Here is a 16149-nt window from a genome sequence, read left to right as displayed (position 1 = left end):
CGCTTTCCCGCCCTTCGTATTTCTGGCATTTCCGCCGGCGAGGGCTTAGCATGGCGGAAAGAAACCACGCGCCGTACGTGGATATAACAAAGACCGCCATGAAATTCCGCCATTCCCGCCTCCCCCTGATGGCCGGCCTGTCCGGTCTCCTGGGTTTTTTCATCCTGGTCGGCGTCAGCCTGAAGAGCGACTACGACGGTCTGGAGGAGCGGGCCCGGGTCGAGGTGGGCAACCTGGGCCACCTCATGGAGCTGCACACCGCAGCCCGCATCCGCAACATCGACCAGATCCTGCAGGACGTGCAGGGCCACGTCACCCCCGAGGACATGGCCCGTTCCCAGGCCCAGCGTGGCGCCCGGGGCGAGGAGCTGGAGCGGCTGCTGCGGACCAAGCGGGAGATCGTGCCCGAGGTCCATGGCCTGCACCTGGTCAATGTGAAGGGGGATTTCCTCTACAGCTCCCTCAGTCCCCTGCCGCCCTACAACATGGCGGACCGCAGCCATTTCACCGCCCACGTGCAGAACCCGGAGGCGGGCCTGGTGATCGCCGAGCCGGTGCTGGGCCGCACCACGGGCAAGTGGACCCTGGCGGTGAGCCGCCGCCTCAACAATGCGGACGGCAGTTTCGCCGGGGTGGTGGTGGCCACCTTCCTGCCTGAATCCTTTGCCCCCTTCTACCAGAGCCTGGATCTGGGGCCCCACGGCAATGTCTCCATCCGCAACACCCATGCCCGCATGCTGATGCGCTTCCCGGCCCGGGACGACCGTATCGGCCAGCCGGTGGAATCCCATCCGGCCCAGCCCTACATGGCCCGGGGCGACCGGGAAATCCTGATGAAGATCCGCAGCGGCACGGACCAGGTGGAACGGCTGGTGAGCATCCGCAAGGTGGGCGAGTATCCGCTCTACGTCTTTGCCGGCATGGCGCCGGAGGACTACCTCAGCAACTGGCGCAGCAAGCTCTACTACTACAGTGCCGGCAGCCTGCTATTGGCGGCGGTGGTGCTGGGCCTGCTGGTGATCAACCGGCGCGGCGAACGGCAGGAGGAGTCGGCCCTGCGGGCCCTGGCCGAAACGGAGGGACGTTACCGCCTGCTGCTGGAAAACCTGCCGGTGGGCGTCATCCACTTCGATTCCCGCCTCTGTCTGACCTTCTGCAACGAGCGTTTTGCCGCCATGGTGGGCAGCACGGTGCAGGCCTTGCAGGGCCTGGATCTGCAGCGCCTGCGGGACCAGTCGGTGCTGCCGGCCATGCGCCAGGCCCTGGCCGGGGAGGACGGCACCTACGACGGCAGCTACCGCACCACCCTCAGTCATATCGACGTGTGGATATCCTTCCGCGCCAATCCCCTGCGCGATGCCAGCGGCGCCATCATCGGCGGCATCGGCATCGTCGAGGACGTGGGCGAGAAGCGGCGGGCCGAAGACAGCCTGCGGCAAAGCGAGCGGAACTTCCGCACCATGGCCGACTTCACCTACGACTGGGAATACTGGCAGGGGGCCGACGGCCGCATCGTCTACATGACCCCCTCGGTGGAACGCATCACCGGTTACGGCGTCCAGGCCTTTGCCGACGATCCTTCCCTGCTGCAGCAGATCGTCCACCCCGACGACCGGCAGGAGTTCCAGGAACACCTCAACCAGGCAGTCTTCCATCACGAGCACATGGTGGACTTCCGCATCGTGCGCCGGGACGGGCAGGTGCGCTGGATTGCCCACGGCTGCCAGGCGGTGGTGGGAGAGGAGGGGGAGGCCCTGGGGCGGCGGGTGAGCAACCGGGACGTGACCGAGCGCAAGACCCTGGAAGCGGAACTGCAGGCCCTCAACAGCCGCCTGGAGGCCCGGGTGCAGGAGGAACTGGCGAGCAACCGGGAAAAGGACCAGCTGCTGATCCAGCAGTCCCGCCTGGCGGCCATGGGCGAGATGGTGCACAACATCGCCCACCAGTGGCGCCAGCCCCTCAACGCCCTGGGCCTGGTGATCGCCAACATCCGCGACGACTTCGCGTTTGGCCAGCTGGATGCGGCGGCCCTGGACGAAAGCGTGGGCCGGGCCCTGAAGCTGCTGCAGCGCATGTCCACCACCATCGACGATTTCCGCAATTTCTTCCGTCCCGACCGGGACCCGGCGGACTTCGACCTGGGGGCGGCAGTGGAGGATGCGGCCTTCATCATGGAGGCCTCCCTGAAGAACAACGATATCGCCCTGGAACGGGCCATCGAGCCGGACCTGCGGGCCTGGGGCTTCCACGGCCAGTTCTCCCAGGCCGTGCTCAACGTCCTGGCCAACGCCAAGGAGGTGCTGCAGGAGCGCCATGTGCGCCCGGCTCGCATCCGCCTGCAGGTCAGCCGTTGCGACGGCCAGGTGGAAGTGACGGTGGAGGACAACGCCGGCGGTATCCCCGGCAACGTCCTGGGGCACATTTTCGAGCCCTATTTCACCACCAAGGAGCAGGGCAGCGGCATCGGCCTGTATATGACCAAAATGATACTGGAGCGCAGCATGCACGGTAAAATAAGGGCTGAAAACACCGCCGAAGGCGCCCGCTTCGTCCTCACCGTGCCTTTGTACACCCTTCCGCCCACGGCCCCAATGCAATGAACGCCCTCGAAAAAGACCAAGACGCGGAATTCCTGCGCACCCTCAGCCTGCTTTACGTCGAAGACGAGGAAGAGGTGCGCCGGGAACTGGCCCGCTTCCTCTCCCGCCGTTTTGCCAAAGTGGACGTGGCGGCCAACGGCCAGGAAGGTCTGGAACTGTTCCGTCAGCACGGCGGCTACGACATCGTCGTCACCGACGTGCGCATGCCGGTCATGGACGGCCTCTCCATGGCCGCCGCCATCAAGGACATCCAGCGGGAAGTGCCGGTGATCGTCATCACCGCCTACAACGAGATGGACTATTTCGTGCGGGCCATCGAGATCGGCATCGACCGCTACATCACCAAGCCGGTGGATCCTTTCCTGCTCATGGAGGCGGTCAGCCGTAGCGCCAAGATGCATTTCCACCAGCGGGAAATCGAGCGGGCCCGGGAGGATACCACCGAGGCCCTGAACCAGGTGGTGGCGGTGCTGGCGCGGGCCATCGAAGTGCGGGACCCGTACACCGACGGCCACCAGAAGCGGGTCTCCCAGCTGGCCGGGGCCATCGCCGAACGCATGGGCCTGCCGGCCGCCCAGGTGGCGGGCATCCGGGTGGGGGCGTCGATCCACGACATCGGCAAGATCCAGGTGCCGGCCGAGTTCCTCAGCATGCCGCGGCGCCCCTCGCCGGACGAGTTCGCCCTGATCAAGGCCCATGTGGAAGCGGGCTACGAGATCCTTGGCGACGCCACCTTCCCCTGGCCCATCGCCCAGATGGTGCGTCAGCACCACGAGCGACTGGACGGCTCCGGCTATCCCCAGGGCCTGAAAGGGGACGAGATTTCCCTGGAGGCCCGCATCATCGCCGTGGCCGACGTGGTCGAGGCCATGAGTTCGGACCGTCCCTACCGGGCGGCCCTGGGTCTGGAAGCGGCGAAGGAGGAAATCCGCCAACACCGGGGCACCCTCTACGACGGGGCCGCGGTGGATGCCTGTCTGGCGGTGCTGGAGAGCAATCCGGAACGCTACGTGGGGACGGCCGCCTGAGAGCGGCCGCATAACACCGGGAACAACGGGAAAGGACGGGGAGGGCTCAGGCCCGGCCCCCGGCAGGCTGGCTTACAGCCCCTGCTCCGGCAGCAGATCGGGCCGCCGCCGCATGAGGCGCACGCAGGCGTTCACCACTTCGGCATCGTAAAGCTGGCCGGCGCCGCTTTCCAGTTCGGCCAGGGCCTGCTCCAGCCCCAGGGCAGGGCGGTAGGGACGGTGGGAACTCATGGCTTCCACCACGTCGGCCACGGCCAGGATGCGGGCTTCCAGCAGGATGGCCTCACCCTTGAGGCCCTGGGGATAGCCGGAGCCGTTCAGGCGCTCGTGGTGCTGGCGCACCATCTCGGCGATGGGCCAGGGGAAATCCACATCCTTGAGCAGCTCGTAGCCGGCCTGGGAGTGGTTCTTGATGATCTCGAATTCGATGGGCTTGAGCTTGCCCGGCTTGCACAGGATTTCGCTGGGGATGCGGATGGAGCCGATGTCGTGGATCAGGGCGCCGAAACGCACCCCTTCCACCACCTCCCGCGCCAGCCCCATTTCCTTGGCGATGGCTGCCGCCAGGGCTGAAACCCGCTTCTGGTGGCCGTCGGTGTAGGGGTCCCTCATCTCGATGGCACGGGCCAAGGCCATCACCGTCTGCTGCAGGATGTCGGCAATACGGGTTTCCGCCGCCAGCAGGGCCTTCTGCTGGGTGCGCACCATGACTGCGTCGTGGATGGCGGTGAGCAGGGCATCCGGGTCGATGGGCTTGGTGACGTAGCGGTCCACCCCCAGGTCGATGGAGCGCAGCAGGTAATCCCGGTCGCTGTAGGCGGTGACCACGATGATGGGCACCGCATGGCCCGTGGCGCGAATCCTGGAGGCCATTTCCAGGCCATCCATTTCCGGCATCTTGATGTCGGTCACCACCACGTCGTACTCGCCCTTGAGGAAGGCTTCCAGGCCTTCCCTGCCATTGACGGCCACCTCCAGGGTGCCGACGCGGCGGCCGAGGAAGCGGGAGAGCAGTTCCCGCACCTCGTCTTCATCTTCCACGTAGAGCAGGCGCAGGCCTTGCAGGAAGTTCAGATCGAGGCCGGGCGGGGTATGGGAGTCCATGAGCGTATTCTAATTCTTTTTCGGCTGGCGCACCGGCACGGTCAGGGTGAAACAGGCGCCGTCGCCCAGGTTGGCGGCGCTGATGCTGCCGTTCATATTGTGTTCGATGATGGTCTTGGCCATGTACAGACCGATGCCGCTGCCCTTGTCCTTGGTGGTGAAGTAGGGGTCGAAGATTTTCGGCAGGATCTCCGGGGCGATGCCGCCGGCGTTGTCGCTGACCCGCAGGAGGATGGTTTCGCCCTGGCGCTGCAGTTCGATCTCGATGCGGCCGGCGGCGACCTTGCGCGCCAGGATTTCTTCCTTGGCATTGGCCAGGATGTTGAGCACCGCCTGGGCGAACTGGGAGGGGAAGCCTTCGGCCTCGACGCCGGGGTCCAGTTTTTCCACCAGTTCGATGCCGTGGCTCTTCAGGGTGCCCTGCATGATGAACACCGCCTCTTCCACGGCATGGCTGACGTCGAACTGGGTCATCTCCTTTTCCGGACGGAAGAAGTCGCGGAAATCGTCGATGGTGGTGGACATGCGCCCCAGCAGGCGCTGGGCGTCGGCCACCGAGCGGTCCATGACTTCCGGGGTGAGGGCCTGAAAGTCATAGTCGTCCTTGATGTTGCGCACCAGCAGGGAGAGGGCGTTGAGGGGCTGGCGCCACTGGTGGGCGATGTTGTGCACCATCTCGCCCATGGCCGCCAGGCGGGATTGCTGGATCAGCATGTGGTCCTTCTCCCGGTTCTTCGCCAGTTCCTCCTGCACCCGCTGTTCCAGGTGCTCGTTGAGCTGGCGCAGGCTCTGCTGGGTGGCCTGGACCTGGTCCCGCATGGCGGCGAAGGTATTGACCAGGGTGCCGATCTCGTCCTTGCCGCCGGGGGGCAGGTGGGCGTCGAAGCGGCCCTCGGCCAGTTCCCGGGCGGCAGTCATGAGGCGGTTGACCGGGCGCCGCACCGTGGCGTCGAGCACCACGCCCAGGGCCAGGAAGGCTCCCAGCAGCACCGAGGCGAGCAGGGCGAAGAGGGTCTTCTGGGACTGGGCCACGCTTTCCAGCAGGGCCCGGTGGCTGATCCGGATGCGCAGGCTGCCGACGCTGTCGTTGGCCAGGTTCAGCTGCTGGGTGTGCAGCTGCTCGTCGGGGCCGGCCGGCGGGACGGGAGTGCCGGCCAGGGGGTAGAGCTGGCGCCCTTCGTGGTCCTGCAGCACCACCTCGACCCATTCCGGATTCTCCTGGCGCAGGGAATCCAGGGTGTCGTGGATGTCCCCCAGCTGTCGGGCCACCACCAGGGGCAGCAGGCTTTCCGTCAGGTTGTGCATTTCCCGTTCCTGCTGCCGCTCGAAGACGGCGATCTGGTAACGCACCGAGTCGGGCAGCCAGATGCCGTAGAGATAGGCGATGAAGGCGGTCCACACCAGGGCCAGGGGCAGCAGCAGCTTGAGGCGCAGGGTCATGGGTTCAGCGTTCCGGGACGAAGAAGTCTTCCAGGCCCAGGTCCTTCAGGGGCTGGTAGTCCTTCATGGCGGTGGGCACCATGCGGGCCAGGGGGATTTCCTGCAGCAGGGCCTTGCCCTCTGGGGTGGCGGCGAAGTCCAGGAGGGCGCTGCGCACCTGCTCGCGCACGGCTGCATCGACCCGGGGATGGGCGGCGATAGGCAGGGAGGGAACCGTTGCGGTACGGTACAACACTCGCAGCCGCTCCTGCACTTCCGGCTTCTGTTCGTTGAGGGTCTTCTGCACGCCGCCGCCGGCGCTGGCCAGGCCCTGGATCACCGAGAGATAGACGGCGGTGTGGGAATTGACGTAGCGGGGTGTGAAATTGACCTTGTACTTGCGCACCAGCTCGGCCCGGATGAGCAGGCTGGCGCCGATGGCGTTGGGGGCGGGGAAGGCGATTTCCTTGCCTTCCAGGTCGGCCGGGGTGCGGAGGGGGCTGTCCCTGGCCACCACCAGGATGCCGGTGATCGGTGTCTCGTCCCGCACCTGGGGAATGTAGCCGGCCGGGTTGGCCACCACCAGGTAGGGATTGATGTAGGCAAAATCGAAGGCGCCGGCGTTGTACTGGCGCTCGAAGCTGGGGATGTCGGGCATGATGGCCAGGTCGAAGCGCAGCCCGGTGCGCTTTTCCAGCTCAATGAGGATGGGTTTCCAGATGGCGAAGAGCTGGCGCCGCTCGAACTGGGGCGTCACCCCCAGGGTGTAGACCCGCTCCGCCGGCTTGCCGGCGGTGGTCTTTGCGGTGGCGGGGGCGGCAGGGGCCGCGAGGGGGAGCATCAGCAGGCCTGCCCACAGCAGGCCGGACAGGCGCCGGAGCAGTGGTCCCATGGTGGTTCCTCCTCGGGTGATGAGTGCCGGACGTCCCGTTGTCCGCTGCGCATGCCCTACCCGGAAGCTGCGGGGGCGGAGTGGCGCTGCCATCCCATGGGGGCGGCGGAGGAGCAAACGGGGGAGCGCCAGTATCCCCTATTAAGAGTAGGGTTTCAATGGCGAAGGGCGGCGGGCCAGGCTGGAGAAGGGCTCCGGGCGGTGGCCCGGGGCCGGCTGGCAGCCTTATTTGGCGGGCTGTTTGGCGGCCTTCTTGGCGCCGGGGTGGCTGTTGGGATGGCTGCTGGTATGGCGGTTGATGCAGTCCCGCAGCTCGGGGCCGAACTTGTCCTGGCAGGCCGCCTGGGCCTTCTGCATGGCTTCGCAGCGCTGGGGCTGGCGGCTCTTGCTGCAGTCGGCCTGGAGCGGGGCAGGGGCTGCCGCCGGGGCCTTGCCGGCCGGACTCCGCTCGGCTGGGGCCGACACGGCTGCCTGGGCGCAGAGGAGGGTCAGCAGGAGCAGGGCAGTGGCCGGGGCTTTCATGGTCGGTCCAATGTAAAAATGCGTATGGCCTGAGTATAGCGCCCTTGCCGCGCCCCCGGGCGGCGCGGGATTCGTTTATAGTGCGGATCAGTTCCGCCCCATGTTTCCGACATTTTCCGCCGCCATGCCAGCCTCCACTTCCGCCAGCGCCACTTCCGCCAAAGCCACCGTCGCCGAGCATCGCCTGACCCTGGGGGAACTGGTCAAGCTGCTGGTGGAGGACGGCATGGTGGATGCGGTGGTGGCCGACGGCCTGGTCAAGGAGCGGCGCTATCACCGGGGCGACGTCCATCCCCTGGTGGTGATCGCCGACCAGAACTGGAAGTCCCTGGTCCCGCCCCACAAGCCCCTGATCCTGGAAACCCTGACCGAGTGGCTGGCGGCCAAGGTGGGCCTCGACTACCTGCACATCGACCCCCTCAAGATCGACTTCTCCGCCGTCACCGAGGTGGTCTCCAACACCTATGCCGGCCGCTTCAAGATCCTGCCCATCCAGGTGACCACGCGGGAGGTGATCATCGCCACCGCCGAGCCCTTCCTGCGGGAGTGGGAGAAGGAGCTCAAGCCCATCCTGCGCAAGGACATCCGCCGGGTGGTGGCCAATCCCCAGGACATCGCCCGCTATCTGGTGGAGTTCTACAACCTGGCCCGCTCGGTGAAGAAGGCGGCGGCCGGGGGCGGCGAGGTCAGCGGCCTGTCCTCCTTCGAACAGCTGGTGGAGCTGGGCAAGACCAACCGCCAGTTCGACGCCAACGACCAGCACATCGTCCATATCGTGGACTGGCTGTGGCAGTACGCCTTCGAGCAGCGGGCCTCTGACATCCACATCGAGCCCCGACGCGAGTTGGGCATCGTGCGCTTCCGCATCGACGGGGTGCTGCACCAGGTGTACCAGATCCCGATGGCGGTGATGGCCGCCATGACCAGCCGCATCAAGCTCCTCGGCCGCATGGACGTGATCGAGAAGCGGCGCCCCCAGGACGGCCGCATCAAGACCCGCACCGCCGGCGGCCAGGAGGTGGAGCTGCGCCTGTCCACCCTGCCCACCGCCTTCGGCGAGAAGCTGGTGATGCGCATCTTCGACCCGGAGGTGCTGGTGCGGGACTTCGCCGAACTGGGCTTCGGCGAGGAGGACAAGGTCCGCTGGCAGTCCATGACCAGCCAGCCCAACGGCATCATCCTGGTGACCGGCCCCACCGGCTCGGGCAAGACCACCACCCTGTATTCCACCCTGAAGCAGCTGGCGACGCCGGAAGTGAACGTGTGCACCATTGAGGACCCCATCGAAATGGTGGAGCAGTCCTTCAACCAGATGCAGGTCTCCCAGAACATCGACCTGGGCTTTGCCGACGGGGTGCGCGCCCTCATGCGTCAGGATCCGGACATCATCATGATCGGCGAAATCCGCGACGGGGAAACCGCCGACATGGCCATCCAGGCCGCCCTCACCGGTCACCTGGTGCTGTCCACCCTGCACACCAACGACGCACCTTCCGCCATTTCCCGCCTGCTGGACCTGGGCATGGCGCCCTATCTGATCAACGCCACCATGCTCGGGGTCATGGCCCAGCGCCTGGTGCGCACCCTCTGCCCCCACTGCAAGAAGCCGGTGGACCTGCGGCGGGAGGACGAGGAAATCTGGGACAGCCTGGTGGCGCCGTGGAAATCCAAGCGTCCGGCCCAGATCTACCAGCCCGTGGGTTGCCTGGAGTGCCGCATGACCGGCTACATGGGCCGCATGGGCCTGTACGAGCTGCTGCTGATGTCCCCCGAAGTGAAAAAGCTGGTGACCACCACCACCGACGTGGCCAAGGTGCGGGAGCAGGCCTACCGGGAAGGCATGAAGCCCCTGCGCATTTCCGGCGCCATGAAGGTGGCCGCCGGCCTCACCACCCTGGAAGAGGTGATCAAGGTGGCGCCCCCGGCCAGCCAGGGCTGAGGCTCCGCGCGGTTCTCCGGCCCAGCTGCGGTCGGCGGCATCCATTCATCTCCGTGGCCGGGGCGTCCAGCTTCCGCCGCCTGCCCCATCCCGTCCCATTCCCGTGCCATTTCCGGCGCCCCCCCTTTTCCGCGAAAGACGCCCATGCTGCCTGAGGTTCTCCACCCCTATCCCGACGCCGAGGCGGCCGGGAAAATTCTCGCCGACACCCGGCGCTGGCTGGAGCGGGCCGTCATCGGCCTCAACCTGTGCCCCTTCGCCAAGTCGGTGCATGTGAAAAAGCAGATCCGCTACGCCCTCAGCGCCGCCGCCACGCCGGACGAGCTGCTGGCAGAACTGGAGCGGGAGTTCACCCTGCTGAGCGAGACCGACCCGGCCCTGCTCGACACCACCCTGCTGATCCATCCGGACGTGCTCACCGACTTCCTCGACTACCACTTCTTCCTGCAGGAGGTGGAGGCCCTCATCCGCAACCTGGGCTACGAGGGCGTGTACCAGGTGGCCAGCCTGCATCCGGATTACGAGTTCGCCGGCAGCGAGGCGGACGACATCGACAACGTCACCAACCGTTCCCCCTATCCGACCCTGCACCTGCTGCGGGAGGCCAGCATCGACCGGGCCGTGGCCGCTTTCCCCGATCCGGAGAGCATCTACGAGCGCAACATCGCCACCGTGCGCCGTCTCGGTCACGAGGGCTGGCGCAAGCTGTTGCAGGAGGAGCCGGGCCAGGAGTAAGCAAGGGCGGCCATCCCAGCCATGCCATGGCCGAACGCCGCGCCCTCTGGGCGTGAGCGGCATGGCCCCATGAAAAAAGGCCCGGGAGCTGCCTCCCGGGCCTTTGTCTTTTCCGGTACCGGCCGCCTACAGCTGCTCCAGGCTGTCCCGGCCCAGCAGCTTCCACAGGGACGGGGCCTGGCTGGGGCGCAGGCGCACCAGATAGACCTCATCGTTGCCCTGGCGGATGCGGGCCACCGCCTCGGCCACCGGCAGCTGCAGCAGGTGGGCCAGGATCAGGGGCGTGACGCCGCCGTGGCTGACCACCAGCACCTGGCCCTGGGGCTGCTCGCGGCGGATGCGTTCCACCGCCTGGGCCACGCGCCGGGCCTGGCTGGCGAGGGATTCGCCGCCGTCCAGGCTGTCCTCCAGCTTGCCGCTGCGGGCCTTTAACTCGGCCAGCAGGGCGGCTTCCTGCCCTTCCCGGCCGTCCTCGGCCATGCCCTCGAACTTGCCGAAGCTGCGTTCGGCCAGCTCCGGCAGGGCCTGCACGGTCATTCCGGGACGGGCCAGGGCGGCGCTTTCCCGGGCTCGGGCCAGGCTGCTGCTATAGACCGCGGCGAAGTTTTCGCCGGCCAGTTTTTCCCCCAGCTGCCGGGCCTGGCTGCGGCCCGTGTCGTTGAGGGGATTGTCGGTGCTGCCCTGCAGGCGCTTCTCCAGGTTCCAGGCGGTCTGGCCGTGGCGGGCCAGGTACAGCTCCAGCACCGCCTCCTCGGCCCGGGCCGGCAGGCTGGCGGCCAGGCCCAGGCAGAGGGCGAGGAGGGCGGCGAAGCGTTGGCGTTTGCCCATGGCGTCTCTCCTTAGCGGGCCTGCAGCAGTTCGGGCACCCGCAGCAGGATGAACTCGTTGTCGTCCTGCAGGTTGGGCTGTCGGGCGGCGGAATAGGGCAGGTTGTTGTCGTTGGCGACGACGATGTGCTCCCCGTCCACCACGTCCACATCCTCGATGGTGACGAAGGGGAAGGTGAATTTGCCGTCCTTGCCGCCGCGCCGGGCCAGGTGCTTCGGATCGTCGATGTCCAGCAGGTCGATGTGGCCGATCTTGCGCACGAAGCCGTCGCTGTCGGCGTCCTTCAGGCTGATCTTGTAGATGCGCTTGAATCTGGCCGGCACGTTCTGGCAGTCCGGGCGGGCCGGGCCGTTGCAGGCGTGTTCCGGCAGGCCCTCGCCGTTGTCCCGCTCGATGATGAGGCCGGTGTCGGCGTCGATCATGTTGAAGTCGCCGATGTTGTTGCCGTTCTGCTCCAGGCGGTACTTCCAGGAGCGGCCCGTCCATTCGCCCCGGGCCACGCTGAACTCCAGGATGCGCAGGTATTCCCGGCCGTCCTGCTGTTCCCATTTTTTCTCTTCGGCATTCCACAGGGGCCCTTCCAGCAGGGGGTAGAGGAACTGGCCGTCCCTGGAGGCGGCCATGCCCTCGTAGCCCCGGGAGCGGCGGGCCACGGTGGTGAAGCTGCCGCTGGTGGCCGGGGTGGTGATGCTGAAATGGTCCGGGGACTTGAGCACCTTGCCGTCCACCTTGGTCTCGAACACGGCCAGCACCTTGCCCTGGCGGTCGGTCTTGAGCAGGTAGGGGCCCAGCTCGTCGCCGAACCACACCGCATCGCCCAGGGGCTGGATGGATTCGATGTCGAAGTCGGCCCCGGTCAGGTAGCGTTGGCGGGTGCCTTCGTTGACGATGAGGAAGGGCACCTTCTGGTCCGGGTCGTGCAGGGCGGCGCTCTTCACCAGTTTGACGCCGCCCTGGTCCCAGTCCGGCTGCAGCAGGTGGAACATCAGGAGGGCGTCGGCGCTGTTGTTGCGGGCGCCGTAGCCGTTGTCCTGCAGCACCCAGTAGCGGCCCTGGCCGGCGTGCTTGATGCCGGAGAAGCCCTGCACCGGCTGGCCCTTGAAGGGCAGGGAGACGCCGGTGGGACGGGGCGCGTTCTTGTCCGAGAGATAGGAGGTGCCGGGTAGGGATGCGGGCGTGTCCACGCGCCGGGATTCGGGCCCGGTGTATTTGCCGGAGACGGCCAGGCTGGCCGGGGCATCCTTGGGCGGGGCGATGAAGGTGCGGGCCGGCAGCATGGCATGGCCCGCCAGGGTGGCGGGGAAAGCCTGGTCGGCCAGGGCGGGAACCTGGGCCAGGGCGGCGGCAAAGGCCAGGGCGAGGGGCGTCTTGGGGCTCATGCTTCTTCCATGGGTGGGGATGAAGCAGCCAAGCCTAGGAGACGCCTGTTGCAGGATGGTGACAGAAGCCGGCGTCCCGGCCGGGGCGGTGCTCTCAGCCGCTGCGGGAGAGCTGCTTCATGGCCTCGCCCAGGCCGGCCAGGGTCAGGGGATACATGCGCCGGCCCAGCAGGTCCTGCAGCAGCTGGATGGACTGGGTGTGCTCCCAGCGCCGCTGGGGTTCCGGGTTGAGCCAGACGGCGTGGGGAAAGGCCTCGGTGAGGCGGCGGATCCAGGCGGCCCCCGGCTCCGGGTTGGAGTGCTCGACGCTGCCCTGGGGGTAGAGGATTTCGTAGGGGCTCATGGTGGCGTCGCCGACGAAGATCAGCTTGTAGTCGCTGCCGTACTTGTGCAGCACGTCGCTGGTGGCAATGCGCTGGTCGAAGCGGCGCCGGTTGTCCTGCCACAGGTTTTCATAGACGCAGTTGTGGAAGTAGAAGTGCTCCAGGTGCTTGAACTCGCTGCGGCAGGCGGAGAACAGCTCCTCGCAGACCTGGATGTGGTCGTCCATGGAGCCGCCCACGTCGAGGAAGAGCAGCACCTTGACCGCGTTGTGCCGTTCCGGGCGCAGCTGCAGGTCCAGGGTGCCGGCGTTGCGGGCGGTGCCGGCGATGGTGCCTTCCAGGTCCAGCTCCTCGGCGGCGCCGCTGCGGGCGAAGCGGCGCAGACGCTTCAGGGCCACCTTGATGTTGCGGGTGCCCAGTTCCACTGAGTCGTCCAGGTTGCGGAATTCCCGCTTCTCCCACACCTTCACCGCGGTGCGGTTGCCGCCGCTCTCGCCGCCGATGCGGATGCCTTCCGGATGGTAGCCGCCGTGGCCGAAGGGGGAACTGCCGCCGGTGCCGATCCACTTGCTGCCGCCGGCATGGCGCTCCTTCTGCTCCGCCAGCCGTTCCCGGAACTGCTGCATCAGCCGCTCCCAGCCCAGGGCCTCCAGCTTCTGCCGGTCCGCCGCGCTGAGATGGCGCCGGGCGGCCAGTTGCAGCCATTCCTCGGGCACGGCGCCGGCGTCGAAGCCGGGCAGGGTTTCCACTTCCCGGAAGTAGGTGGCGAAGGCCTGGTCGAAGCGGTCGTAGAGGCTTTCGTCCTTGATCAGGCAGGCCCGGGCCAGGATGTAGAAGTCGTCCAGGCTGGGGCCCACCACCCGGGCCTGCAGGGCCCCCAGGAGGGTGAGGAATTCGGTGGTGGAGACGGGCAGGCGGGCGTCCCGCAGGTGCAGGAGGAATCCGGCGAGCATGGCCTATTCCTCCACCGCGCCGGCCACTTCGACCCGGTTGCGGCCGCCGGCCTTGGCCCGGTAGAGGGCGGCATCGGCCGCATCCACCAGGGCGTCGGCGCTCTTGCCGTGGCCCGGGTAGCAGGCGACGCCGACGGAGAGGGTGGCCTGCAGGGCCAGGCTGCCGAAGTTCACCGTCAGCCCGGCGAAGCCGGCACGCCATTCCTCGGCACGCTGGCGGGCCGTCTCCAGGTCCACCCCGGGCAGCACCAGCAGGAACTCCTCGCCGCCGTAGCGGCAGGGTACGTCGCCGCTGCGGGCCCGGGCCTGGAGGAAGTGGCCGAGCTGGCGCAGCATCTCGTCGCCGGCCCGATGGCCGTAGGTGTCGTTGAGCTGCTTGAAGTGGTCGATGTCGAGCAGGGCCACGGCCAGGGGATAGCCTTCCCGCTGGGCCCGGGCCACTTCCCGCTCCAGGGTCTCGTCCAGGTAGCGGCGGTTGTAGAGGCCGGTGAGGGCGTCCCGGGTGGCCTGCTCCTGCAGCCGTGCCTGCAGCAGGTTGATTTCCTGGAGGCGGTAGGCCAGCTCGCCGTTGAGGGCCTGCAGGGCCTCTTCTGCCGCCTTGCGTTCGTTGATGTTGTTGAAGGAAACGAAGGCCAGGGGTTCTTGTTCCTCCAGCAGGATGCGGGCCGAGAGGAGGGCCCAGAAGGGCTGGCCGGCCGCATCCCGCAGGCGCACTTCCATGTCGGTCACCACCTGCTTCTGCCGCAGTTCCTCGATCAGCCGCTGGCGCTGGCCCATATCCACCCAGTAGTCCGGGGCATGGCGCCCCACGGCATCCTCCTGGGGCACCTGGAAGCAGGTGGCGGCCCGCTGGTTGATGTAGGTCACCAGGCTGTCCCGGAGGCGGGTGATGACCACCGGGAAAGGGGCGGTTTCCAGCAGGGTGCGGTAGCGCTGCTCGCTGTCCTGCAGGGCGGCGCGGACCCGTTCCCGCTCGGTGACGTCGGCGGCCAGGGCGATGACGCTGGGCGGCCCGCCGGCCTCGTCGCGGAGGATGGCGTTGCTCCATTCGCAGAGGATGGCGCGGCCGTCCCGGGTCAGGTTGCGGTTGAGGGAATACTGGATTTCCGGCCCGCGGAAGATGCTGTCCACGATGCCCTGCACCTGCTGCCGGGCCTCTTCGGGCACCATGTGCTCGAAGAAGCTGCGGCCCAGCATTTCCTCCCGGCGCCAGCCGAAAATTTCCTCGGCCCGGTGGTTCCATTCCAGGACCCTCGCTTCCTGGTCGTAGACGATGGCCGCCAGGGGCGCCGTCTCGAAGATGCGGGCCAGGTGCTCCCGGCTCGCCCGCAGGTTGCGTTCGCTGCTGTCCCGCTGGCGCATCTGCCCCTGCAGGCGGCCGTAGAGGCGGTGGATGTAGAGGGCGGCGAGCAGGGCCAGGGCGGCCAGAAGCAGGGTGCCCCAGGCCCACGGCGGCAGGGGCTGGGGGCCGGCCGGGCGGTACAGCAGGGTTTCCACCGCATAGTCCCGGGGCATCATGCCCAGTTCCGCATAGGTGTCGCCGATGCGGCGCCAGCGGGCCGGGCTCATGTGACCCAGTTCCACCAGGGCCGGCTCGATCAGGGGGCGCATGCGTTCCGCCTCGAACAGGAGGTGTTCCCGGCTGTGGCGGGTGGAGTAGTGCTGCAGAATCTCCCGGGCGGCGGCGTCCGGATCGGCCAGGGCCGCGGCCCAGCCCTGCAGGCTGGCGCGGCGGAAGGCCTCCACCTGCTGCGGATGGGCGACGGCGTGGGCTTCGGCGGTGAACAGGGTGTCGCCGTAGAAGTCGATGTTGGCAGCCCGGGGCGAGAAGGAAAGGTAGGGGAAGCCGGCCTTTTCCAGTTCGTAGGTCTCGTCCGTGAGATAGCCGGAAACGGCATCCACCCTGCCTGCCATGAGGTCGGCGGCGGAGAAGGAGTGGGGGACGCGCTGCAGGCGTTCCTCCTTGACCTGTTCCCGGCGCAGGAAGGCGAACAGCTCGGCCTCCGTCGGCAGCAGCATGAGGCGCCGCCCTTCCAGGTCGGCCGGGCGGCGGATGGGGCCGCCGGCCCGGGCCAGCAGCACCAGGGGCGAGTGCTGGAAGACGGCAGCCAGAGCCACCACCGGCTTGCCCCGGCTGCGTTCCAGCAGCAGTTCGGAGGCGCCGATGCCGTATTGGGCCCGGCCGGCCAGCACTTCGGCCACCGGGTCGGTGTCGGCCCGGCCTTCGACGATGCGCACCTCCAGGCCCGCCTCCCGGTAATAGCCCCTGGCCTGGGCCATGTAATAGCCGGCGAACTGGAACTGGTGCTGCCATTTGAGCTGCAGGGTGACGCTTTCCAGGGCGCCGGCCGCACCTGCCGCCAGCAGCAGGCACAGGGCCGCCAGCAGATGGCGCAGCAGGCGGCGGTGGGCGGCTCCGGGGGGCAT

At 67.6% G+C, this 16149-nt stretch carries 12 protein-coding genes; 4 read left to right on the top strand and 8 right to left on the bottom strand.

What is annotated here, in order from left to right; all coding sequences use genetic code 11:
- Window positions 1-98 precede the first annotated feature (98 nt).
- Window positions 99-2600: a PAS domain S-box protein gene (locus AC3QLZ_RS04000; RefSeq protein ID WP_492783385.1), complete on the top strand. Its 2502-nt coding sequence runs from the start codon at window positions 99-101 to the stop codon at window positions 2598-2600.
- The gene (locus AC3QLZ_RS03995) at window positions 2597-3628 is read left to right on the top strand and encodes a response regulator (RefSeq protein ID WP_492783384.1); all 1032 of its coding nucleotides are present in this window, start codon (window positions 2597-2599) and stop codon (window positions 3626-3628) included. Before AC3QLZ_RS04000 ends, AC3QLZ_RS03995 begins: the two co-directional genes overlap by 4 nt.
- Window positions 3629-3700: 72 nt before the next feature.
- Here AC3QLZ_RS03995 and AC3QLZ_RS03990 read toward each other — a convergent pair whose 3' ends face one another.
- From AC3QLZ_RS03990 to AC3QLZ_RS03975, 4 genes are all read right to left on the bottom strand, one after another.
- Entirely contained in the window at window positions 3701-4732 is a 1032-nt protein-coding gene (locus tag AC3QLZ_RS03990; RefSeq protein WP_130458733.1) for an HD-GYP domain-containing protein, read from the bottom strand.
- Between the two features lie 9 nt (window positions 4733-4741).
- Window positions 4742-6172, bottom strand: coding sequence for a sensor histidine kinase (locus AC3QLZ_RS03985; RefSeq protein ID WP_014238014.1), 1431 nt, complete (start codon window positions 6170-6172; stop codon window positions 4742-4744).
- Window positions 6173-6176: 4 nt separating this feature from the next.
- Entirely contained in the window at window positions 6177-7043 is an 867-nt protein-coding gene (locus AC3QLZ_RS03980) for a phosphate/phosphite/phosphonate ABC transporter substrate-binding protein (protein ID WP_492783383.1), read from the bottom strand.
- Window positions 7044-7268: 225 nt separating this feature from the next.
- Complete coding sequence (locus AC3QLZ_RS03975; protein WP_014238012.1) at window positions 7269-7565, bottom strand: hypothetical protein; 297 nt, start codon at window positions 7563-7565, stop codon at window positions 7269-7271.
- A gap of 100 nt (window positions 7566-7665) precedes the next feature.
- Between AC3QLZ_RS03975 and tfpB the strand changes: the two genes are divergently transcribed.
- Both tfpB and AC3QLZ_RS03965 read left to right on the top strand, forming a co-directional pair.
- The gene (tfpB, locus tag AC3QLZ_RS03970; protein WP_232058832.1) at window positions 7666-9504 is read left to right on the top strand and encodes a type IV pilus assembly ATPase TfpB; all 1839 of its coding nucleotides are present in this window, start codon (window positions 7666-7668) and stop codon (window positions 9502-9504) included.
- Window positions 9505-9648: 144 nt separating this feature from the next.
- Window positions 9649-10239, top strand: coding sequence for a DUF1415 domain-containing protein (locus AC3QLZ_RS03965; protein WP_152088973.1), 591 nt, complete (start codon window positions 9649-9651; stop codon window positions 10237-10239).
- A gap of 126 nt (window positions 10240-10365) precedes the next feature.
- Here AC3QLZ_RS03965 and AC3QLZ_RS03960 read toward each other — a convergent pair whose 3' ends face one another.
- The 4 genes from AC3QLZ_RS03960 to AC3QLZ_RS03945 form a co-directional block, all read right to left on the bottom strand.
- The gene (locus tag AC3QLZ_RS03960; protein WP_416244172.1) at window positions 10366-11067 is read right to left on the bottom strand and encodes a histidine phosphatase family protein; all 702 of its coding nucleotides are present in this window, start codon (window positions 11065-11067) and stop codon (window positions 10366-10368) included.
- Between the two features lie 11 nt (window positions 11068-11078).
- Entirely contained in the window at window positions 11079-12446 is a 1368-nt protein-coding gene (locus tag AC3QLZ_RS03955; RefSeq protein WP_492783382.1) for an esterase-like activity of phytase family protein, read from the bottom strand.
- Window positions 12447-12540: 94 nt separating this feature from the next.
- Entirely contained in the window at window positions 12541-13722 is a 1182-nt protein-coding gene (locus tag AC3QLZ_RS03950; protein WP_416244174.1) for a vWA domain-containing protein, read from the bottom strand.
- A gap of 3 nt (window positions 13723-13725) precedes the next feature.
- Window positions 13726-16149, bottom strand: a complete 2424-nt coding sequence (locus AC3QLZ_RS03945; RefSeq protein ID WP_492783381.1) for a diguanylate cyclase — start codon at window positions 16147-16149, stop codon at window positions 13726-13728.

The sequence above is a fragment of the Azospira sp. MPR-LB4 genome (assembly GCF_058809525.1).
This window is presented reverse-complemented; position numbering and strand designations above follow the sequence as displayed.